This window comes from Candidatus Latescibacter sp. (assembly GCA_030692375.1).
In the GTDB taxonomy this organism is placed as follows: domain Bacteria; phylum Latescibacterota; class Latescibacteria; order Latescibacterales; family Latescibacteraceae; genus JAUYCD01.
This window is the reverse complement of record JAUYCD010000148.1, coordinates 1-17,447: the sequence shown is the minus strand read 5'-3', so window position 1 is coordinate 17,447 and position 17,447 is coordinate 1. Positions and strand designations below refer to the sequence as shown.

The 17,447-nt window shown below is 51.9% G+C and carries 11 protein-coding genes and 1 tRNA gene; 11 read left to right on the top strand and 1 reads right to left on the bottom strand.

Translation table 11 applies throughout. From position 1 onward, the window contains the following. Nucleotides 1-492: 492 nt before the first annotated feature. The 9 genes from Q8O92_09145 (at nucleotide 493) to Q8O92_09105 (ending at nucleotide 11,663) form a co-directional block, all read left to right on the top strand. Nucleotides 493-569, top strand: a tRNA-Lys gene (locus tag Q8O92_09145). A gap of 332 nt (nucleotides 570-901) precedes the next feature. Next, nucleotides 902-1,861, top strand: a complete 960-nt coding sequence (gene phnD, locus Q8O92_09140; protein MDP2983480.1) for a phosphate/phosphite/phosphonate ABC transporter substrate-binding protein — start codon at nucleotides 902-904, stop codon at nucleotides 1,859-1,861. A gap of 122 nt (nucleotides 1,862-1,983) precedes the next feature. Continuing rightward, nucleotides 1,984-3,306, top strand: a complete 1,323-nt coding sequence (locus Q8O92_09135) for an ATP-binding protein (protein ID MDP2983479.1) — start codon at nucleotides 1,984-1,986, stop codon at nucleotides 3,304-3,306. Beyond that, nucleotides 3,299-4,681: a sigma-54 dependent transcriptional regulator gene (locus Q8O92_09130; protein MDP2983478.1), complete on the top strand. Its 1,383-nt coding sequence runs from the start codon at nucleotides 3,299-3,301 to the stop codon at nucleotides 4,679-4,681. The genes Q8O92_09135 and Q8O92_09130 overlap by 8 nt, the downstream gene beginning before the upstream one ends. A 225-nt stretch (nucleotides 4,682-4,906) precedes the next feature. Then, nucleotides 4,907-5,725 (top strand): class I SAM-dependent methyltransferase, encoded by an 819-nt coding sequence (locus Q8O92_09125; GenBank protein ID MDP2983477.1) that lies wholly within the window; start codon nucleotides 4,907-4,909, stop codon nucleotides 5,723-5,725. A 198-nt stretch (nucleotides 5,726-5,923) separates the two neighbouring features. Continuing rightward, nucleotides 5,924-6,787, top strand: a complete 864-nt coding sequence (locus tag Q8O92_09120; protein ID MDP2983476.1) for a cupin domain-containing protein — start codon at nucleotides 5,924-5,926, stop codon at nucleotides 6,785-6,787. Between the two features lie 683 nt (nucleotides 6,788-7,470). After that, nucleotides 7,471-10,485: a glycoside hydrolase family 2 TIM barrel-domain containing protein gene (locus Q8O92_09115; GenBank protein MDP2983475.1), complete on the top strand. Its 3,015-nt coding sequence runs from the start codon at nucleotides 7,471-7,473 to the stop codon at nucleotides 10,483-10,485. Between the two features lie 360 nt (nucleotides 10,486-10,845). Then, nucleotides 10,846-11,400: a chondroitinase-B domain-containing protein gene (locus Q8O92_09110; GenBank protein MDP2983474.1), complete on the top strand. Its 555-nt coding sequence runs from the start codon at nucleotides 10,846-10,848 to the stop codon at nucleotides 11,398-11,400. Next, on the top strand, nucleotides 11,376-11,663 hold the full coding sequence (locus tag Q8O92_09105; GenBank protein ID MDP2983473.1) for a hypothetical protein: 288 nt from the start codon (nucleotides 11,376-11,378) through the stop codon (nucleotides 11,661-11,663). Before Q8O92_09110 ends, Q8O92_09105 begins: the two co-directional genes overlap by 25 nt. Before the next feature lie 3 nt (nucleotides 11,664-11,666). Here Q8O92_09105 and Q8O92_09100 read toward each other — a convergent pair whose 3' ends face one another. Further along, complete coding sequence (locus Q8O92_09100; GenBank protein MDP2983472.1) at nucleotides 11,667-12,425, bottom strand: hypothetical protein; 759 nt, start codon at nucleotides 12,423-12,425, stop codon at nucleotides 11,667-11,669. A 338-nt stretch (nucleotides 12,426-12,763) separates the two neighbouring features. Here Q8O92_09100 and Q8O92_09095 point away from each other — a divergent pair, with 338 nt between their 5' ends. Both Q8O92_09095 and Q8O92_09090 read left to right on the top strand, forming a co-directional pair. Further along, nucleotides 12,764-15,595 carry a hypothetical protein gene (locus Q8O92_09095; GenBank protein ID MDP2983471.1) on the top strand — a complete coding sequence of 944 codons (2,832 nt, stop codon included), beginning with the start codon at nucleotides 12,764-12,766 and terminating at the stop codon, nucleotides 15,593-15,595. Nucleotides 15,596-15,673: 78 nt separating this feature from the next. After that, nucleotides 15,674-17,447: hypothetical protein (locus Q8O92_09090; protein ID MDP2983470.1), on the top strand; the 1,774-nt coding region annotated here is incomplete at its 3' end.

The window sequence follows — 17,447 nt, the reverse complement described above, 5'->3', positions numbered from 1 at the left end:
GTTCGGTTACCTGCCTACTTTGAAAATACTCAAAGAAGGCGGATACGAAGGCGGCGAAGCCCTGATGGACACCCAGTTTTCCGGACCTTTTTCCGAAAAAGTGGAAGAGCAGGTGATGGGCGGAATTCGCAAGCTGGTTGCGAAAGTTTCCGAATAAAGGCTTTGCGCTCTGAAAGAAAGAACCGTTGATATCTTGGCTGATCTGGAGATTTTTGGTTTGACTGTAAAATTTTTTCTTATATATTATATATCTGAGCTAATTGCAAAAGTCGATATTTGAAGCAGCCCCCTTTCTGTCCTTCGGACATCCTTCCCCCGGAGGGGGCAGGAACAGACTGTGGAGCGACGACTTCCCTTGCCCCCTTCGGGGGAAAGGGACTGAGGGTAAGGGGGCTGAAGTAATAAAAACTTATCATTTTTTCATTTAAAAACTACTTTTGCAATTGGCTCTTATAGAAAATTGATATTACTTTTTTGTTAGCCAAAAGCGGTGGGCCCGTAGCTCAGTCCGGTAGAGCACCGGCCTTTTAAGCCGAGGGTCGAAGGTTCGATTCCTTCCGGGCTCACCAGTTATGACGACATTCCAAACCACACATCCTCCCATTCTCCCGCAATCCGGTAATTTTTCCTATCACACTTCCCCTTTTATCCGTATATTTTAGTGCCGTTATCTTATACGAAAAATTCATTTCTGAGGGGCGGGTTTTGGTAAATAAATATGACGACATTAATAATTGAGCATATTTTGAGTGTTTAGATCCTGAAACGAGTTCAGGATGACACGTGTCATGCCGAACTTGTTTCGGCATCTATGTTGAAATGAAACGCAATAAAATTGGTCGTCATGTTTAAATCCATGATTCAACTTTATGCTGCATAGCTCATAGAAAGCGATACCTGTATGTTTCATCAAAAATACAAAACAGTCATCGCCGGAATAGCTTTTACCGTTATTATTCTCTGTTCTCTCGTACTTCTCCATTACCTTGTTAAAAACCATGAACCTTACGTTAATTTTTCGGTCCGGTCGCCCATTGGGCTGAAAACACAGGTATACAGCCAAAATGTATCTTCTCTCCGTTTTGCTGTGGCAACGATGTGGAGCGTCGAGTCTACATTTTCTATGTATCAGGACCTGGTTGAGCGAATCGCCAGGAATGTTGGTCTTCGGGAATCCATAATTCTCAAATCCTCGTACAAAGCTCTCCGCCGGGCATTGGAAACACATGAGATCGATGTTGCGTTTGTTTGCACAGGTCCTTATGTATTCACCTTGTCAAGCGGGAGCATAAGACTCCTTGTTGAGCCTGAATTTGTCAACGGGGAACAATATCATTCCGTAATCATCGTTCCCAGAGGGAGCGCAGTAAAATCAGTGATGGATTTACGGGGTATGTCAATAGGCTTTTCCGATTCGGAGTCTTTTACCGGGTATGTCATTCCCTACGTGATGCTGAAAGAACAAAATATCAATCCCGACAATTTTTTTAAAAACATCATTTTCACCGGCAGCCATGATCGTTCCATCTTTGCGGTGGATCGAGGAATTGTGAACGCCGCCGCTGTCCATTCAATAGTATGGGAATCGGCGAAACGTGAAGATCCTTCGTTGAAAGAGCGGTTGAGAGAAATCTGGTCGAGTGAAACCTTTGGTCCCCCGCCGGTGATAGTTTCGAATCATCTGCGGTATACTTTTGCAGATTCCCTGAAAAATGCATTTTTAAATCTGGACAAGGACCCGGAAGGCAGAGCTATTCTTGCGTCAATCGGAATTAAACGGTTTGTTCCAGCGCGGGAAAAAGACTATCTTTCCGCTTTAAAGCTTTATAAACGCTACGAACAGATAAGAGAGAAAAATTGAATTTCAGCCGCTGGTCTCTGAATCAATTATTGATGTGGTTGGGAACCGGGGTGTTAGCGGTACTCTTATTGCCTCTGGGGATTTATTTTATTGTCAGCATTATGCAGCTTAACGAACGCATTATGGAGGATAAAAGTCAAAGTCTTGCCAGAATCATTGCCAGCCAGGTTATTGATCAACTGCTGGTAGGCGACAGGGTATCACTCATGGAGGCCATGGAAAAAGCTGCTTCGACCGATCAGAACATAACCTATATGTGTATCGAAGATTCCGGCGGCGGTATTATTTCCCATACCTTTAAGAACGGGTTCCCGCTTGAATTACAGAAAATATTGAAGAATAACAGAAAACAGGTTTTGAGATTCCGGACCGGCGAAGGTCCCATATTAGATGTTTCCGTTCCCATCATGTCCGGTCAATTGGGTTGGCTGCATATCGGGTTTTCGAGAAAACATGCCCTGGAGAGTTTGACCCATTTGTTTATTGTATTGAGCATCGGAATGACCGGAGCTTTGATTTTGATTTTTGCCGGAGCATGGTTTGTTTCAGTAAAAGTAAGCCGGCCGATCAATATCCTGGAAAGGGAAGTCTCCCGGTTTACTCCTGAAAAAACACCCGAAACTGCGCTCGAGCTCAAGGGAACGCGGGAAATCGAGTCACTGGCCCATGGTTTTAATGAAATGGTGCGCCGCCTTAATACGCTAGAGCATGAGCGGGCGGTAATCCAGAAGAAAATGATCCATACAGAACGTTTATCGGCCCTCGGCGAAATGGCCGCGGGTCTTACCCATGAGATTCGCAACCCCCTTGACGGTATGCTGGAGTGTGTTCGATATCTGGAAGCGGAATCGGTAAAAAGCGAGCGCCAGACCAAATTTCTCCCCATGATTCACGAGGGACTGGAGCGGATCAATGAGGTGATCGAGAACATGCTGATGTTTGCCCGCTCGGGCACTATAGCTACGGCGGAAGTTTGCATGACCTCAGACATCGTCGACACTCTTGAAGTAATGATGCAGGGGAAGTTGAAATTCCGGAAAATAAAGCTGACATGGCATAAACCCGGAACCTGTACATGTTTATGCAATAAACCGGCAATGGTTCAGGCCTTGCTGAATCTGGTCCTTAATGCGGTCGAAGCGGTGAAAGAAAAGGATGCACCGGAAATATTCATCGAGGCAGTATGCGACGCCAAATGGGTATATATATCCGTTGAAGATAATGGCGCCGGTATTCCGCAGGAAAGCGAAGAGAAAATATTTGAATTATTCTATACTACAAAACCTTCGGGAAGGGGCACCGGATTAGGACTGCCGATTTCCCGTCAGCTTATTCGGGCCGGCGGCGGCGATTTGGTGCTGTCTTCCCGGCCATCATCCCTTGGAGGGGCCCGGTTCGAAATTAAAATTCCAAGGGTTTACCAGAAGGATTGCAGCCTTGTCTGAACAAAAGGGAACTATTCTCATAGTCGATGATGAACCGATAAAGCGGTCTATTCTGGAAGAAGAACTTCGGGAAGCCGGATATTCTGCTGTTGCGGTGTCCAATCCGCTGGAAGCGGAACCGCATCTTAAAAAAACCAATTTTGATGTCATACTTACCGATCTCTGCATGCCCGGCCAGGATGGAATTTCATTTCTTAAAGAGGTGAAAGAACATAATCCCGAACAGCAGGTACTGGTGATGACCGCTTACGGCACTGTAGAAACGGCTGTGGATGCGATGAAACTGGGCGCTTTCGATTATCTGCAAAAACCTTTTTCCACGGAAGAACTTCTCTTGAAACTGGACAGGCTGCGCAAATACATCCATCTGGAAAACGAGAATGAAATTCTTCGACAGCAGCTCCGCACGGGGAGAGAAGAAACCAGTTTCGTCGGCGATTCAGAACCGATACGGACAATCCTCGCCCGTATCCATGCCATTTCAGGAACGGATACAACGGTTCTTATCGAGGGCGAGAGCGGAACGGGGAAGGAACTGGTCGCACGAATCATTCACGAAACTTCGTTTCGCGCCTCGGCCCCTTTCATTCCCGTTTCATGCGCCGTGCTGCCCAGGGAACTGGTGGAAGCCGAACTTTTCGGTTATGAGCCGGGCGCTTTCACAGGCGCTGTCCGGCGGAGACTCGGCAGGTTTGAGCTTGCTCACGGCGGTACGATCTTTCTGGATGATATCGATGATGTTCCCCTCGATATTCAGGTTAAACTGCTTCGGGTCCTCCAGGAGCGATCCTTAGAGCGGGTGGGAGGAACGGGGTCGGTCAGGGTTAATGTACGTGTCATCGCCGCCACGAAACGTTCACTCGCAGCGCTGGTTAAAGCCGGCGCGTTCAGAGAAGATCTCTACTATCGTCTCAACGTTGTTCCGCTCTCTATCCCTCCGCTCCGAGGCCGAGCGGGGGATATCCCCATACTGGTAAATTATTTCCTCAAGCGCCTGGTATTCAAGCTGAACCGCGGCCATCTGACCATAACACCTGCCGCTCTGGAAAAACTGGAGCATTACAACTGGCCCGGTAATGTCAGAGAACTTGAACACATTCTTGAAAGGACCGTTATTTTCAGCACCGGCAACGAATTGGATGTGCACGATATACCGGAACTCTTATCTCCCTATGCGCCTGAAGGTCCGGTATCCATATCATTCATTGGAATTCAATCGCTCAATCTGGAACAAACAATTTTCGATATGGAAAACCGAATAATCAACTGGGCGCTCTCAAGCTCAAACGGGAATCTTTCTCAGGCTGCTGAAATCCTCGGAATCCCCCGCTCTTCCCTCCAATACAAGCTCTCAAAGCTTGATAAACAACAATAATCACTTCCTTATAAATCTCTTTTATAACTGCTTAGATGTTATTATATTTGCATTTTCTTTCCCGAGTTCTGACGGATCCCCCCAGTCCTTCGGACATCCCCCCTTAGTAAGGGGGGAATCATTTTGGCAGGCAGCTTTTACCCACTTAATAAGGGGGTCGCCGCTTTATGCGGCGGGGGGATTTTTTCCCGGAATCATATTCAGAATTTTAAAAAAGGAATCTTAGTGCATACCAAAGTAGGGGTCCAGCATGCTGAACCCCCGCAACTTTATAAACTTCCGGAATACTACGACATCGCCTTTACCTATGACCGCGATATTTCCGGAGAAATAGATTTCCTGCAGGACTGTTTTAGAAACCATGCGGCGCTACCAGTTACGTCTATCCTTGAGGCTGCCTGCGGTTCAGGAATGTTTCTCGTAGGTTTCGCAAAAAAAGGCTACAGGATCATCGGGTATGATATCGAAAGGAGCATGGTGGAATTCGCGAAGGCCGCAATCATACGACATGGTACCCTCGACCTCGCCTTAGTGGTGGAGGGCGACATGCAGTCCATACGGTTCGACAGGAAATTCGATGCCGCCATCACGCTTATCAGCAGTCTTAGCTATTGTGTGACAGACGAGAGTCTTGCCAGCCATTTCAGCATCATGTCTGAAACGGTAAACCGGGGCGGGTTGTACATTGTCGAGCTCTTTTTTGCCTGCAACGATCTGGAATACGAGAAATACCCTTATGAAACCTGGACAGTGAACAAAGGGGCGATGAAAATTGATGTATCCTGGAAGCTGGACTGCTATGACCGTGAAAACAAAATCAGGAACGTGGTTTTGAACATGGGAGTCCGTGACAATGGAACACAATTTTCTTTCGAGGAAAAACACCGCTTAAGGCTTTGGTACGATGAAGATTTCCGATCATACTGCAGGCTGGGGGGATTTGCTCTCGTTGCCGTCTACGATCAGAAATTCCGGCCTGTCCCCAAAGGAATCCCGCTCACCGGTGAACTCGGAGGGGTATTCTGCGTCCTGCGCAAGGAATAAATAGTATCCGGGAATAAAATGATGAACCGGCAAAAAGTAAATATTACATTATTTCCTAATGTTATAAACCTCACCCCCTATCCCCCTCTCCTAGTCAGGAGAGGTGGTAACTCATTAGTGGCTATGTCTTTACCCTCTCCTGGATAGGAGAGGGTGGCCGAAGGCCGGGTGAGGTTTTTTTCACACCGGAAGAACCCGATGTCCCCTAAACAATTCTCATTCTTGTTTCTCCTCCTTTTGGTCGGTTCTGCCGGCGCTTTTGCCCAGAACCAGCTTGACCCCGCACCTCTCGATCCCCAGAAGGACCCCGATATCGATCTTTTCCTGGGGAGCTGGCAGAATTCCATCCCGTTTAACACCCACGGCTCCATCACCGAACGGGCAGTCCTGACCAGGTCCACCGGCGACCCGCTGAAACCGGCAAGAAAAGGGGCGGTGCTCACCCAGGCCAACCGCTTCTCACGGGCGACTATCGATCCACAGGCGGTTACTACTCCCACCAGGCTGAAGGGGGAACAGGAAGTGTTTTTTATCGAGTCCGGGAAAGGGATAATCAAAACAGCGGGAAAAACGACAGAACTGCGGAGCGGCATTTTCATCCTGGTTCCGGAAGGTCTGGAATTTACAATGGCCAACACCGGCGACAATCTCCTGGTCATGTATCTCATCAATGAACCGGTTCCCGCCGGATTCACTCCGAAAAAGGAGCTGGTGGTAAAAGACGAGAAAACCATGCCCTACCGTGACAGCGGCTATCTAAAAATGCATTGGAGCCATAACGGAAAGAATGTGCTGACCACACAGGACGGCCTTGCAACGATCAAAGCGGTGAACTATATCACCTTCGAGCCGATGAGCATCGGCCAGCCGCACAGCCACGGTCCGGGAACCGAGGAGGTCTGGCTGGTTCTGGAAGGGAAAAATCTGGCATTCCTCGGCAAGGAGATACGCTGGCAGTATCCCGGCACGGCTTACAAGATACCGCCTACCGGTTTTACGCCCCATTCCAACATCAATCCCACCGATGAACCGGCGCGGTTTTTGTATTTTTCGCGGCTATAATGAATGAAAACAAAATTCATTTACTACAAAGAAGACGATATGTGGATCGGGTGGTTAGAGGAATATCCTGACTACCGAACACAGGGTGAAACGCTTACTGAAATGAAACTCCCCGCCGCAAGCAGCGGGGTATCTTGTTAGGTTTATTCTTTTCAAACGCCGCAAGCGGCGGGGAATTTAACCCATAGAGATTAAAAGAGAACTTGAAAGAAATTTTTGAAGAACTTACAAGCGGACAAATTCCAGCGGTTTGGAAAGTCGGCGAGTTCGCGACAGAGGTAGAATTGTTACGTCGGAATCACACCTTCCTGGCGCTCCTTGATTCATTAAAACAGGATCAGAAGACGATATCGTTAGAAGAGGTTGAAGAACGCCTTCGGTGATTCCTATTTGTCTGACAAAGAGATAGAGCCGACGCCCTGAAGTGTACGACTCATGCCCGTGGTTATGACTTCATAAGCAAGGAGCGCAGAGCTTTTAAAGGCGGCACAACAAGCACATGTTATTTACGCCTTTATCCTTTTTGTATAGTTGCTCCCTCCTTTTCGTTTCCGAAAAGCGTCCTTCTCAGGGCCTTTTTCTTTCTCTCCTTGAATCCTCTTCCATTTCTAGTATATTAATCCGCATCCATAAATTCTCTAAAGGTCAACCTCCTGTCGAAAGGATTGCGCACCGTGTATCCCATGGCTATCGCTCGAAAAAGTATTGTGCTCTTTCTGGTGCTGCTGGTTTCCGGTTATACTCTCTCCCACGCCGCTCCGGGGCACTCTGAGAAAACCCTTTCCGGGGTGGGCTGGCAGCTCTGGTTGGACCGGAGCGCCTCCTGGACGGATGACGAAGTATTCCTGCCGCCCATTGATTACTCGAAGATTCCCTCCAATCCGCCCACATGCGGCTGGGAGCGTCTGGACGCCCAGAACGGCAAAAAGGTGACCGTTCCCGGAACGGTCGAGGAGTATTACTGGAGCGCCCCCGGCAACCCGGTCGGCATCGCAGGCGACTATCGCGGCGTTTCCTGGTGGAGCACGAAATTCACCCTTGATCCAGCGCTCAAGGGGAAAAAGATATTCCTGGCGTTCGAATCGGCCAACCTGCGCACCGAGGTGTATGTGAACCGGAAGCTCGTGGGATACGATGTCATCGGGAACACCCCGTTCGAGGCGGACGCCACCCCGGCGGCGGTGTTCGGCGGGGAGAACCGCCTGGATGTCCGCATCACCGATCCGATCGGGAATTTCAGTTGGCCGGCGCATGTGACATTTCCCTGGGGAAAGTACATGATCCCGGCTGTCCACGGGTTCGGGGGCATCACCGGCGCGGTGACCCTGAAAGCGGTGGATACGGTGCATGTAGATGACATCTATGTCCTGAACAAACCGCAGGCAAAAGAGGCCGATGTATTCGTTATGCTGGGGAATTCCTCCGGTGCTGAGAAGAAAGGGACTGTTTCCCTGGTCGTCCACGAGTGGAAGAATCCGTCGAATGTAGTGTTCACAAAGAGCGTCTCAGCCACGGTTCCGGCTTCCGGCAAAGAGATTTCCCTGTATGTGAAAGCGCCGAAGGCTGAGCTTTGGGACCTCCTCGACCCGCACCTTTATGTCGCCTCGGTGACGTTCAAAGGCGCCGACGGCGCGGCGCTCGACACCATGACCCGCCGGTTCGGGTTCCGCTGGTTCGATATCTCCATGAAGGACGGCGACTACCGGATGTACCTGAACGGCAGGCGGATATTCATGATGGCCGCGGTGAACCGTGGTTTCTGGCCCGGGAACGGCATGTTTCCCACCCCGGAATGGGCCAGGAAGGATGTGGAGGTCGCCATTCAGATGGGATTCAACACGGTCGCGTTCCATAACGCCATCGGCCATCAGAACCTCCTCTCCGCCTGCGAGGAGGCGGGGCTGCTCTCCACCGGGGAATCGGCGGGCTACCGCTGCAACGACGATCGCGGCAAGCCATTCATGGATCCGGTCACCCTCGCCATGCGCCGTAAGAAGCTCTTCCGGTTTGTCATGCGCGACCGCTCTTCGCCTTCCCTTGTGGCCTACATGCTCAAGAACGAAGACCAGAATCCCCCGGATGCGGATGACATGAGCAACATGGCCCGGGTACGGAAACTCGACCCTACCCGCATTCTCATCTACACCGGAGACCGTGACCGAAGCTATCCCGCCTGGCAGGTCAAGCCGGACGACCCGATGAAACTCTTCTATAAGCCGACGGATCCGAAAGGCTACACCTACGGCTGGTTCGACATGCACCACTGGAACCGGGAGGCAGGCTACCTGGACGATTATTACCGCAATCCCGGTAACTACATGCGCCTGAACACCGTGGACGGCGATTCCACCCACCATGTGCGCAAGGATGAGATCATCTTCTATGGCGAGGAGGGAGCGATCGGCACCATGTTCCGCCTCGGAAAAATCAAGGAATTCATCGACAGCCAGGGAACCTCGGACGGCTGGCGGGAGCGCGAGCATCTCGATTGGTTCAACGCCTATGACCGTTTCCTCGACGAGAGCGGATTCCGGGCGGCGTTCCCCACAGTGGACGCCCTCACCCTCGCGCTGGGGAAGAACATGCACTATTTCCACGGCCGTATTATCGAAAACGCCCGTATTTCCAATGTCATCGATGCCTATAATCTGAACGGCTGGGCCTGCGAAGCCACCCACACGGACATAGTCGATGTGTACAGGAACCCCACCGGAGATCCCGCCATCATCAAGTACTATAACCAGCCGCTGTATGTGGCGGTCAAAATCCGCGACAAGGTTCTCCCCAGGGGAACCGCGCCGGTCGCTGACCTCTATATCGTGAATGAAAAGGATTTGAAGGGGAATCTAACCCTTGAACTGGACATGAAAGACCCCGGCGGGAATTCGGTGTTTACCAAATCCTACCCGGTGACAATCCTCGGAGGAGAGGAATTCGGGCAGCTTTTAGTCGAAGGTGTTGCCATGCCTCCGGTCGCCAAACCCGGCTACTACAAGCTCAACGCCCGGATTACGGGCAGCGACGGGGTGAAATGCACCGGCGTGGACGATGCATTCGCGGTGGATTACCTCAGCGGTCCCGGCCTCAGGGGCAAAGGCGCAGTGGTGGACACCTCCGGGGCGGTCAATTCTCTTCTGAAGGAGGCTCGGGGGATCATACTCCCGGAGTTCACTCCGCAAAGTCCCAAGCTGGATTACATCGTGGTAGGAGCGCATGATTTCGGACGGTCTACGCGCACCCTGTACCGGCTGATCATGGAGCAGGTGAAGAACGGCGCCACGCTGGTTGTGCTCGATCACGCAGACCTCTGGGCGCAGCAGTTGGACGACATCTACGCCTACCAGGCCATCCAGTATACCGGAAGCGCCCGCTGGGGCAATCAGGGCCGTCTGTTTGTGGGGAAGAGCAGCCTTCTGACCGATCTTCCCACCGCGCAGTCCATGGGATGGGAATACCAGGTGTTTTACCGGAGCGATGTCTGGGGGCTGAACATGGGCCGCATCGGGAACGAAACGGTGGTCGCGCTCGCCGCCCAGAACCGTAAGGACATCCTCACCGCGGTCTCACGGATTCCGTTCGGTGACGGGCGGATCATCCTTAGCACCCTCTCCCTGGTGCCGGAGCTGAAATCGAAGCGCCCGCAGTCGGCAATCGCGAAGAAGCTGTTTTTGAACTTTCTGGAGTACAACGATAAATAGGAAAAGGGGGCTACCTTAAAACGAGTGAAAATTCTTACGGATAAGTTCTTAATCTGTTTTCCCTATTCTTTCTCAGAATCGCCTAACCCGGAATATTCATAAAGTTACATAAGTATTTTATCAAATTATTATTAAACAAACAGTTATGCAAACTGTTGGAAGGCAGCCCCCTAAATCCCCCGGAGGGGGACTTAACATAGAAAAGATAATAACGTGTTGGTGCAGCATATTCAGAAAAAATTAGTTACATTTTGTATTTTAGGCACTTAAGTCCCCCTTTGGGGGATTTAGGGGGCTGTAGTTTTAAGCCCTATAGAAAGAAAATCCTTTTTATCAATAATCCCGCCCAAAGATAATCCTATGAAAAAACTCTTCCGGATTTTTCTTCCTTTCCTGTTGATTACCTGTATCGTAATTGGATGCGCGGGAAGCTTTCTCCATAATTCGAACACCATCGAGGTTTCCACCGCGCAACAGTTCCGCGCTGCTGTTTTACGGGCTCTCCCCGGGTCGATTATCGAGGCCGCGGACGGGGATTATCGTTTCGATGACAGCGCGCTCAAGATCCAGGCGAAGGGAACCGCCGAAGCCCCAATCATCATCCGCGCGAAACACTTGGGGAAAGCGCGGTTCACCGGCGAGTACGCTTTTTTTATGGAAGGATGCTCCTATGTCACCGTGGAAGGATTCTCGTTTTTCAACCGGGCGCTGAAACACAGCGTCCCCGGTGTGCTCGACAGCGACACCGACCTCGGCGCGAACCGTGACGAGGCCCCGCTCTGGGGGTCGGCTCAGCACCTCAGTTCATCAAGGGCGGCGGCGAGACCGGTTTCCGCTGGGTGGGGAACATTTTCTGGAATCCGAAGGGGGCGTTCAAAATCGGGAGGGATTTGCCGGAAATGTCGGTGCGGGTAGTTGACCCGAAACTGGCGAGAGAGCCGGACGGCCTCTGGCGGCTTTCGCCGGACAGCCCCGCAATCGACAGCGCGGAAAAAACCCAGTGGTACTGGATTCACTGGGTGGACAATACCGACATGGACGGCCAGCCCCGCGACCTGAGGGACAGCGAAAAGCGGCCGTTCGAGTTCAATACCGATGTGGGAGCGGACGAATACTCCCAGGCTCCGAAAAAGTACCGCCCGCTGACTCCCACCGATGTCGGCCCGGACGCGCCTTGAAATTCAGAATTCCAGCAGTCGTGATAAGGTGACTCCGTATGTTACCGCATCCTTACGGGCGCCTTTTTCATCCTGGGCTTTTCGCACGGAACTGTCCAGGAGCGAGGTGAATTCCATCAGCGTAGTGAGCACGAATCCCCCGCCGAGACTAAACGGTACATTTACACCCAGGAGGGCATCGGTCAATACAATACGGTCGCCCAGATTCTTCCGGTAATACCGCGGCTGGCTCATTCCGAGAGAACCATATATAGTAAGGAACCTTTCCGGTTCTTTTAGCCAGATTGTCCTGGCGAAAGAAAAGATGTAATATGAGCCGCTCGACTTATAAGGGTCGATACGGATTCGCAGGCGCGGCTGGAACGGCAGGCCGGTTTTCACATCGAGGGTGATTTTGGTGCTGGTTGCAAAGAAATTGGTGGGCGATGTGAACCGCAGCACACCTGGCGCAATGCTGAAATGGTAGAATGAAAAGGTATAGTCGAGTATATAATCATACTCATTGCATTCATATTTGTCGTGGTTGATATCAGTCAGGTCGATATTAAAAAAGTTGTAGGAGCGGAATCCCCGGTAGCGGAATGTTACCGTCTGCCAGTACACCGGGTCGTCGGTCCACATTTCTCCCCGCCAGACGAAACGGCTGAGGAAGGTGCCGTCCAATTCCAGTTTGAGGGTGTCTCGGGCGAAGCTTTCAATAGGACTCAGGAACAGCCATAAAACCAGTATAGAAAAAAAAATTTTATAGAGAACGGCAGCCATTATTTTAATATCCTTATACGATGATCCAGCAAAAAGTCAGTTGTACATTATTTTGCGGTATTTCTTTACCTCACCCCCTGTCCCCCTCTCCTAGTCAGGAGAGGGGGTAACTCATTATGCGCTTTGTTTTTACCCTCTCCTAATTAGGAGAGGGTGGCCGAAGGCCGGGTGAGGTTTTCGATAAATCCGAGAACTTTTTAATACTTTTTGCAGAGTCATCTTATTCGAAGGAAATCCGTACCTGCATAGCGAAAAGTGTATTATCTTGCATGGTTAAGTATAAAAAGGATGGCAGGGAAATGCAATTCCTTCCTGACTCTTAAAATGGAGAAAGCGTTATGCGAAAGCTCATGCTGATTTTCCCGATTCTGTTCATACCGTTTTTTTCCATTACATTCGCCCAGACTTCGGTGGTTCTGGAAAACGGCAGTTTCCGCTACGAAATCGCTCCGGACGGCAAGAATCTCACCTTCATCGACAAGAAAACGGGGAAAGACTACTGCGACAACTCGAAGCCCACCTCCTGCGCCCAGGTGAATAAGGAGGGGAAAACCTTTACCGTTTCGAAGGTTTCTGCGGAAGGCGGCAGGATATCTCTTGAGTTTGCCGGTTCGGGAATCAGTGCTTTCCTGAAAACCACGGTCAAGAGCCGGTATATCGTTCTGGAAGTGGAATCGGTCAGGGGCGGCGATATCGAATCGCTCGTGTTTTTGAATATCCCCCTCACATTGAAAGGAAAGCCGGAAGAGCCTTTCGCCGCCTGCGCCCTCTCTCTGAACCTGTTCACCCATGTTGACCAACTTCCGGCCTTGCAGACTCATCTCTGGGCGGCCTGCCACCAGAAGTTCGGTCTGGCCGGGGCCAAAGTCGCGCTGGTCGGTGTTCCCCAGGGGGACATTCTTCCGACCCTCCGAGAGGTGCTCACCAGCGACGGCGACATGCCCTATTCCACAGTTGCCGGTCCCTGGGCGCGGGAAATTCCGTTCAATCACGGCTCCTACCTGTTCAACTTCGGCAGCCTGACTGAGTCGACAGTCGATGACTGGATAGCGATGGCCAGGAGTATCGGAATCAACCAGATCGACAATCACGGTGGGAGCGCCTCCTTTTTCAAATTCGGCGATTTTGCGCTCAACAAGGAGAAATTTTCCCAGGGCTGGGATACTTACAAGAACATCGTTTCCCGGCTTCACCAGGCGGGAATATCCTCGATTTTCCATACCTATGCGTTCTTTATCGACAAGCAGTCCAAATATGTGACTCCCGTTCCCAGCCCTTATCTCGATGCATTCCGGACGTTCACCCTGGCCGGGCCGATTCCTGCGGATGCGACAGAAATTCCGGTGACCGAGTCCACCAAAGGTATTACCACTATAACCGGATTTTTCGAGCACAACAGCGTGGTGATTCATATCGGGGGTGAGCTGGTCACCTTCGGCGGGGTAACATCCGAGCCGCCTTACAAATTCACGGGCTGCAAGCGGGGCGCGCTCGGCACCAAAGCTGCTCCGCACTCCCAGGGCGCGAAAGCCCGCCATCTGAAAGAATGTTTCGGATTGTTCGTCCCCGATGTAGACTCGCCGTTGTTCGCCGAGATCGCCAAGAATCATGCTGACATTGTGAATTACTGCGATTTCGATGGCGTATACCTGGACGCCATCGACGGCAGTTCCATACTCCGGGGCGGAGAGAACTGCTGGTATTATGCCGATAAATTCGTATTCGAGATAGCCAAAAACCTGAAGAAACCGGTCGGGATGGAAATGAGCGCCATGTGGCACCATTTCTGGCAGTTCCGCTCACGGTGGCAGGCGTGGGACTATCCGAACCGGGGGCACAAGCGGTTCCTCGACCAGCACGCCGCTTCAGTCAACGGAGGCCTGCTCCTGCCCCTGCACCTGGGATGGTGGAATTTCCAGATTTTTACACCTCCCCAGATCGAACCGTCCTTTTCCGATGTCATCGCGTACCTTGGCTGCAAACTCATCGGATTTGACGCCGGCATATCTCTTACCGGTGCGATCGACCGTGAAAGCCTCATTAAAATTCCCGCTTTCCAGCGGGCTGTGGCAATCCTGAAAACCTATGAGGATCTCCGCCGCACCAATTACTTCGGCGAATCGGTTAAAGAAAAACTCCGCCAGCCGGGGAAAGAATTCACCCTCTACCAGGATCCCAATGGCCGATGGCGATTCAAGCCCGCCTTTTACGCAGTGCACAAAGTGGAGGGTTTGAAACATCCGAGCTGCGCCTGGCAAGTTGATAATACATGTGCATCCCAGCCGGTGAAACTGCGTATCGAGGCGCTCATGTCCGCCGGGCAGTACGATGCCCCGGACGCGGTGACGCTGACCGATTTTACGAAGCCTGATGTATTCGGCCAGGAACGCCGCGCCGCAGACGGTCTCGCCTTCGAATTCCGGATGTCCACTGAACAGGTGAAGGCGGGGGGGACAAGCGGTCTCCTCTCAGTCCAGAGCAACGGGAAAATCCCCCGCAATGCTTCCTGGACGCGCCTGGACAGGAATTTCCAGCCCCTGCTCAACCTCTCCGGAAATCAGGCGCTCGGTGTTTGGGTGTATGGCGACGGGCAGGGTGAAATCCTTGGATTCCGGCTGGAGAGCCCGAAGAATATCTCTTACGGCGCCCTCGCGGACCGCTATCTCACTGTGGATTTCACCGGCTGGCGCTATTGCGAGCTGGTAGAAACCGAGTCCACCCGCTGGAGCGATTATGTCTGGAACGACGGCAAATGGCTGTACAATGTCTACCGCGAAACCATTGACTTTGGGAAAGTGGAGTCCTTCGGACTCTGGATGAACAATGTCCCCGCCGGAAAAGAGGCGCGCTGTTTCATCAGCCCGGTCAAAGCTCTCCCCATGGTGTCAAATACTCTGCGCAACCCGGAAATTACCATCGGAGGGAAGAAGTTTGTATTCCCGGTGGAAATGCAATCCGGGAGCTACCTTGAGTTTTATTCTCCGGAAGACTGCAAACTATACGGCCCTAACGGTCAGCTTATAACCGAGGTGAAACCGCAGGGAGCGGTTCCCATTCTGGCGACGGGGAAGAACCGCGTCACTTTCTCCTCAAGCTCGAAGGGGGCGCTCACGCCCCGGGCAAACGTGACGGTCATCGGGTATGGCGAGCCGCTTGCTCTCACCCCTTGACCCCCTCTCCCGCAAGCGGGCATTTTATACCTGCGGAAGGGAAGAATTCAGTTTACATAATTTAAGGGAGGCAGAAAAATGCACTGGAAGAAGATTCGGGGGCTGATTGTTAGAGAATTTTTCCTCACGCTCGTTCTTACACTATGCATGGCGTCCGATTCAACGGCAGAATCAAGGAATATGGGATATTCACAGGCCATGGAAGGCGGGCGCGGACTTTTCAATATGCAGTCCGCACGTACGTTTGGCCGTGGCGCCTATGTTATCAGTGTCCAATCGCTCGCCATGCAGCGGGAATATCCGGTCGGCTGGCAAACTCTGGGATTAAGTACAGTGAACAAATTAGACTATACAACTATCGTCGGCCTGCCGGTCACCATCGGACTTACCGATGAGGTAGACCTGACCGCCGCAGGTTATTTTTTCCATGATGCCAGGCCCTATAATTACAATCTCCTTTATGGTAAACCGACTTCCGACATCGGTTCGTCCCGGCTGGGATTCAAAATCCGCTTCCCTTTCGATATGAATTACCCCTTCCAGGTTGCGACAAAGCTTGGGGCGTTATTCGACACCTCGCAGAAACAGATCGACGGCCTTGATTACCGCTGGACTCGCAAGGGAACCGACATCGAGGCATCCCTCCTCGAGACGCTTGACCTTGGGAGTTCACTCAGTCTCCATCTGGAGCAGGGGTATGTCCTCTCCGGGTCTAAATACTATAACGATCAGTATGTCGGTGCGCTTGGCATTGACATTCATCCGACCAAAAACCTGATGTTCGGGATAGAGGTAAACAACCGGACATTCGACAAGATCGCCCCCCAGACCGTTTTCCAGGCGGTTAACCACCTCGACCGGTATTACGACGGCTTGCGGAACAGCGGAAATTTCTCATACCTTGGCAACCCGCTCAATCTTGACAAGAATAAATTGAACCTGGAATACACCCGTGACTATTTCGTGGTAACGCCCTCTATTTCATGGCGGGCGACGAACTCGGTTACTTTCGATATCGTGGGAATAATCAACATCGCCGACCAGGTCGATCCGAAAGAGCAGTTCCAGGTAGCCGCCGGGATAACGTTCTACGGAGTGGCCCTTTCTCTCTTCGATTCGGACAAGGACGGGGTCAACGATAAGATTGACCATGAGCAGAACACCCCCAGGGGGTATCCGGTCGATAAGTGGGGCGTAACTCTGGACACCGACAGGGACGGCGTTCCCGACGCTATTGACAAGGGAAAGAACACCCCGCGCGGCGCAAGGGTCGACCGGTTTGGTGTGAGCATCGACAGTGACGGCGACGGCGTTCCCGACGGCATCGATCAGGAGCCGAATACTCCCAAAGGCGCTCTGGTAGACCAGTACGGAGTCAGCATCGACAGCGACGGCGACGGAGTCCCGGACGGCCTCGACAAGGAGCCGAACACACCCAAAGGCGCGCTCGTGGATAAGTTCGGGGTAAGCATGGACAGCGATCATGACGGTGTGCCGGACGGCCTCGACAAAGAGCCCAACACCCCTTCAGGCGCTATAGTGGATCGGTTCGGAGTGGCGCGAGACAGCGACGGCGACGGGGTCCCCGATGGCCTTGACCTGGAGACGAACACCCCCCGGGGCGTTCCGATAGACAAGTTCGGACGTGCGCTGAAAGAGCAGGAAAAGATCCTGGTGCAGGAAGGTTTTATCCGGCTGAACAAGGTGTACTTCGATCTGGGGAAGACCGCCCTCACGGTGGAATCCTATGATGCCCTGAACGGAGTGGCCGAACTTCTGATAAAGTATCCCATGCTGAAAATCGAGATTCAAGGGCACACGGATAACTCCGGAAGCCGTGAAAAGAACCTTG

Bases quoted from the DNA above. Each gene is read 5' to 3' on its own strand.
- phnD (MDP2983480.1), top strand. From the start codon at position 902: ATGTTTCATCAAAAATACAAAACAGTCATCGCCGGAATAGCTTTTACC.
- Q8O92_09135 (MDP2983479.1), top strand. From the start codon at position 1,984: ATGGAGGATAAAAGTCAAAGTCTTGCCAGAATCATTGCCAGCCAGGTT.
- Q8O92_09120 (MDP2983476.1), top strand. From the start codon at position 5,924: ATGTCCCCTAAACAATTCTCATTCTTGTTTCTCCTCCTTTTGGTCGGT.
- Q8O92_09115 (MDP2983475.1), top strand. From the start codon at position 7,471: ATGGCTATCGCTCGAAAAAGTATTGTGCTCTTTCTGGTGCTGCTGGTT.
- Q8O92_09110 (MDP2983474.1), top strand. From the start codon at position 10,846: ATGAAAAAACTCTTCCGGATTTTTCTTCCTTTCCTGTTGATTACCTGT.
- Q8O92_09100 (MDP2983472.1), bottom strand. From the start codon at position 12,425: ATGGCTGCCGTTCTCTATAAAATTTTTTTTTCTATACTGGTTTTATGG.
- Q8O92_09095 (MDP2983471.1), top strand. From the start codon at position 12,764: ATGCGAAAGCTCATGCTGATTTTCCCGATTCTGTTCATACCGTTTTTT.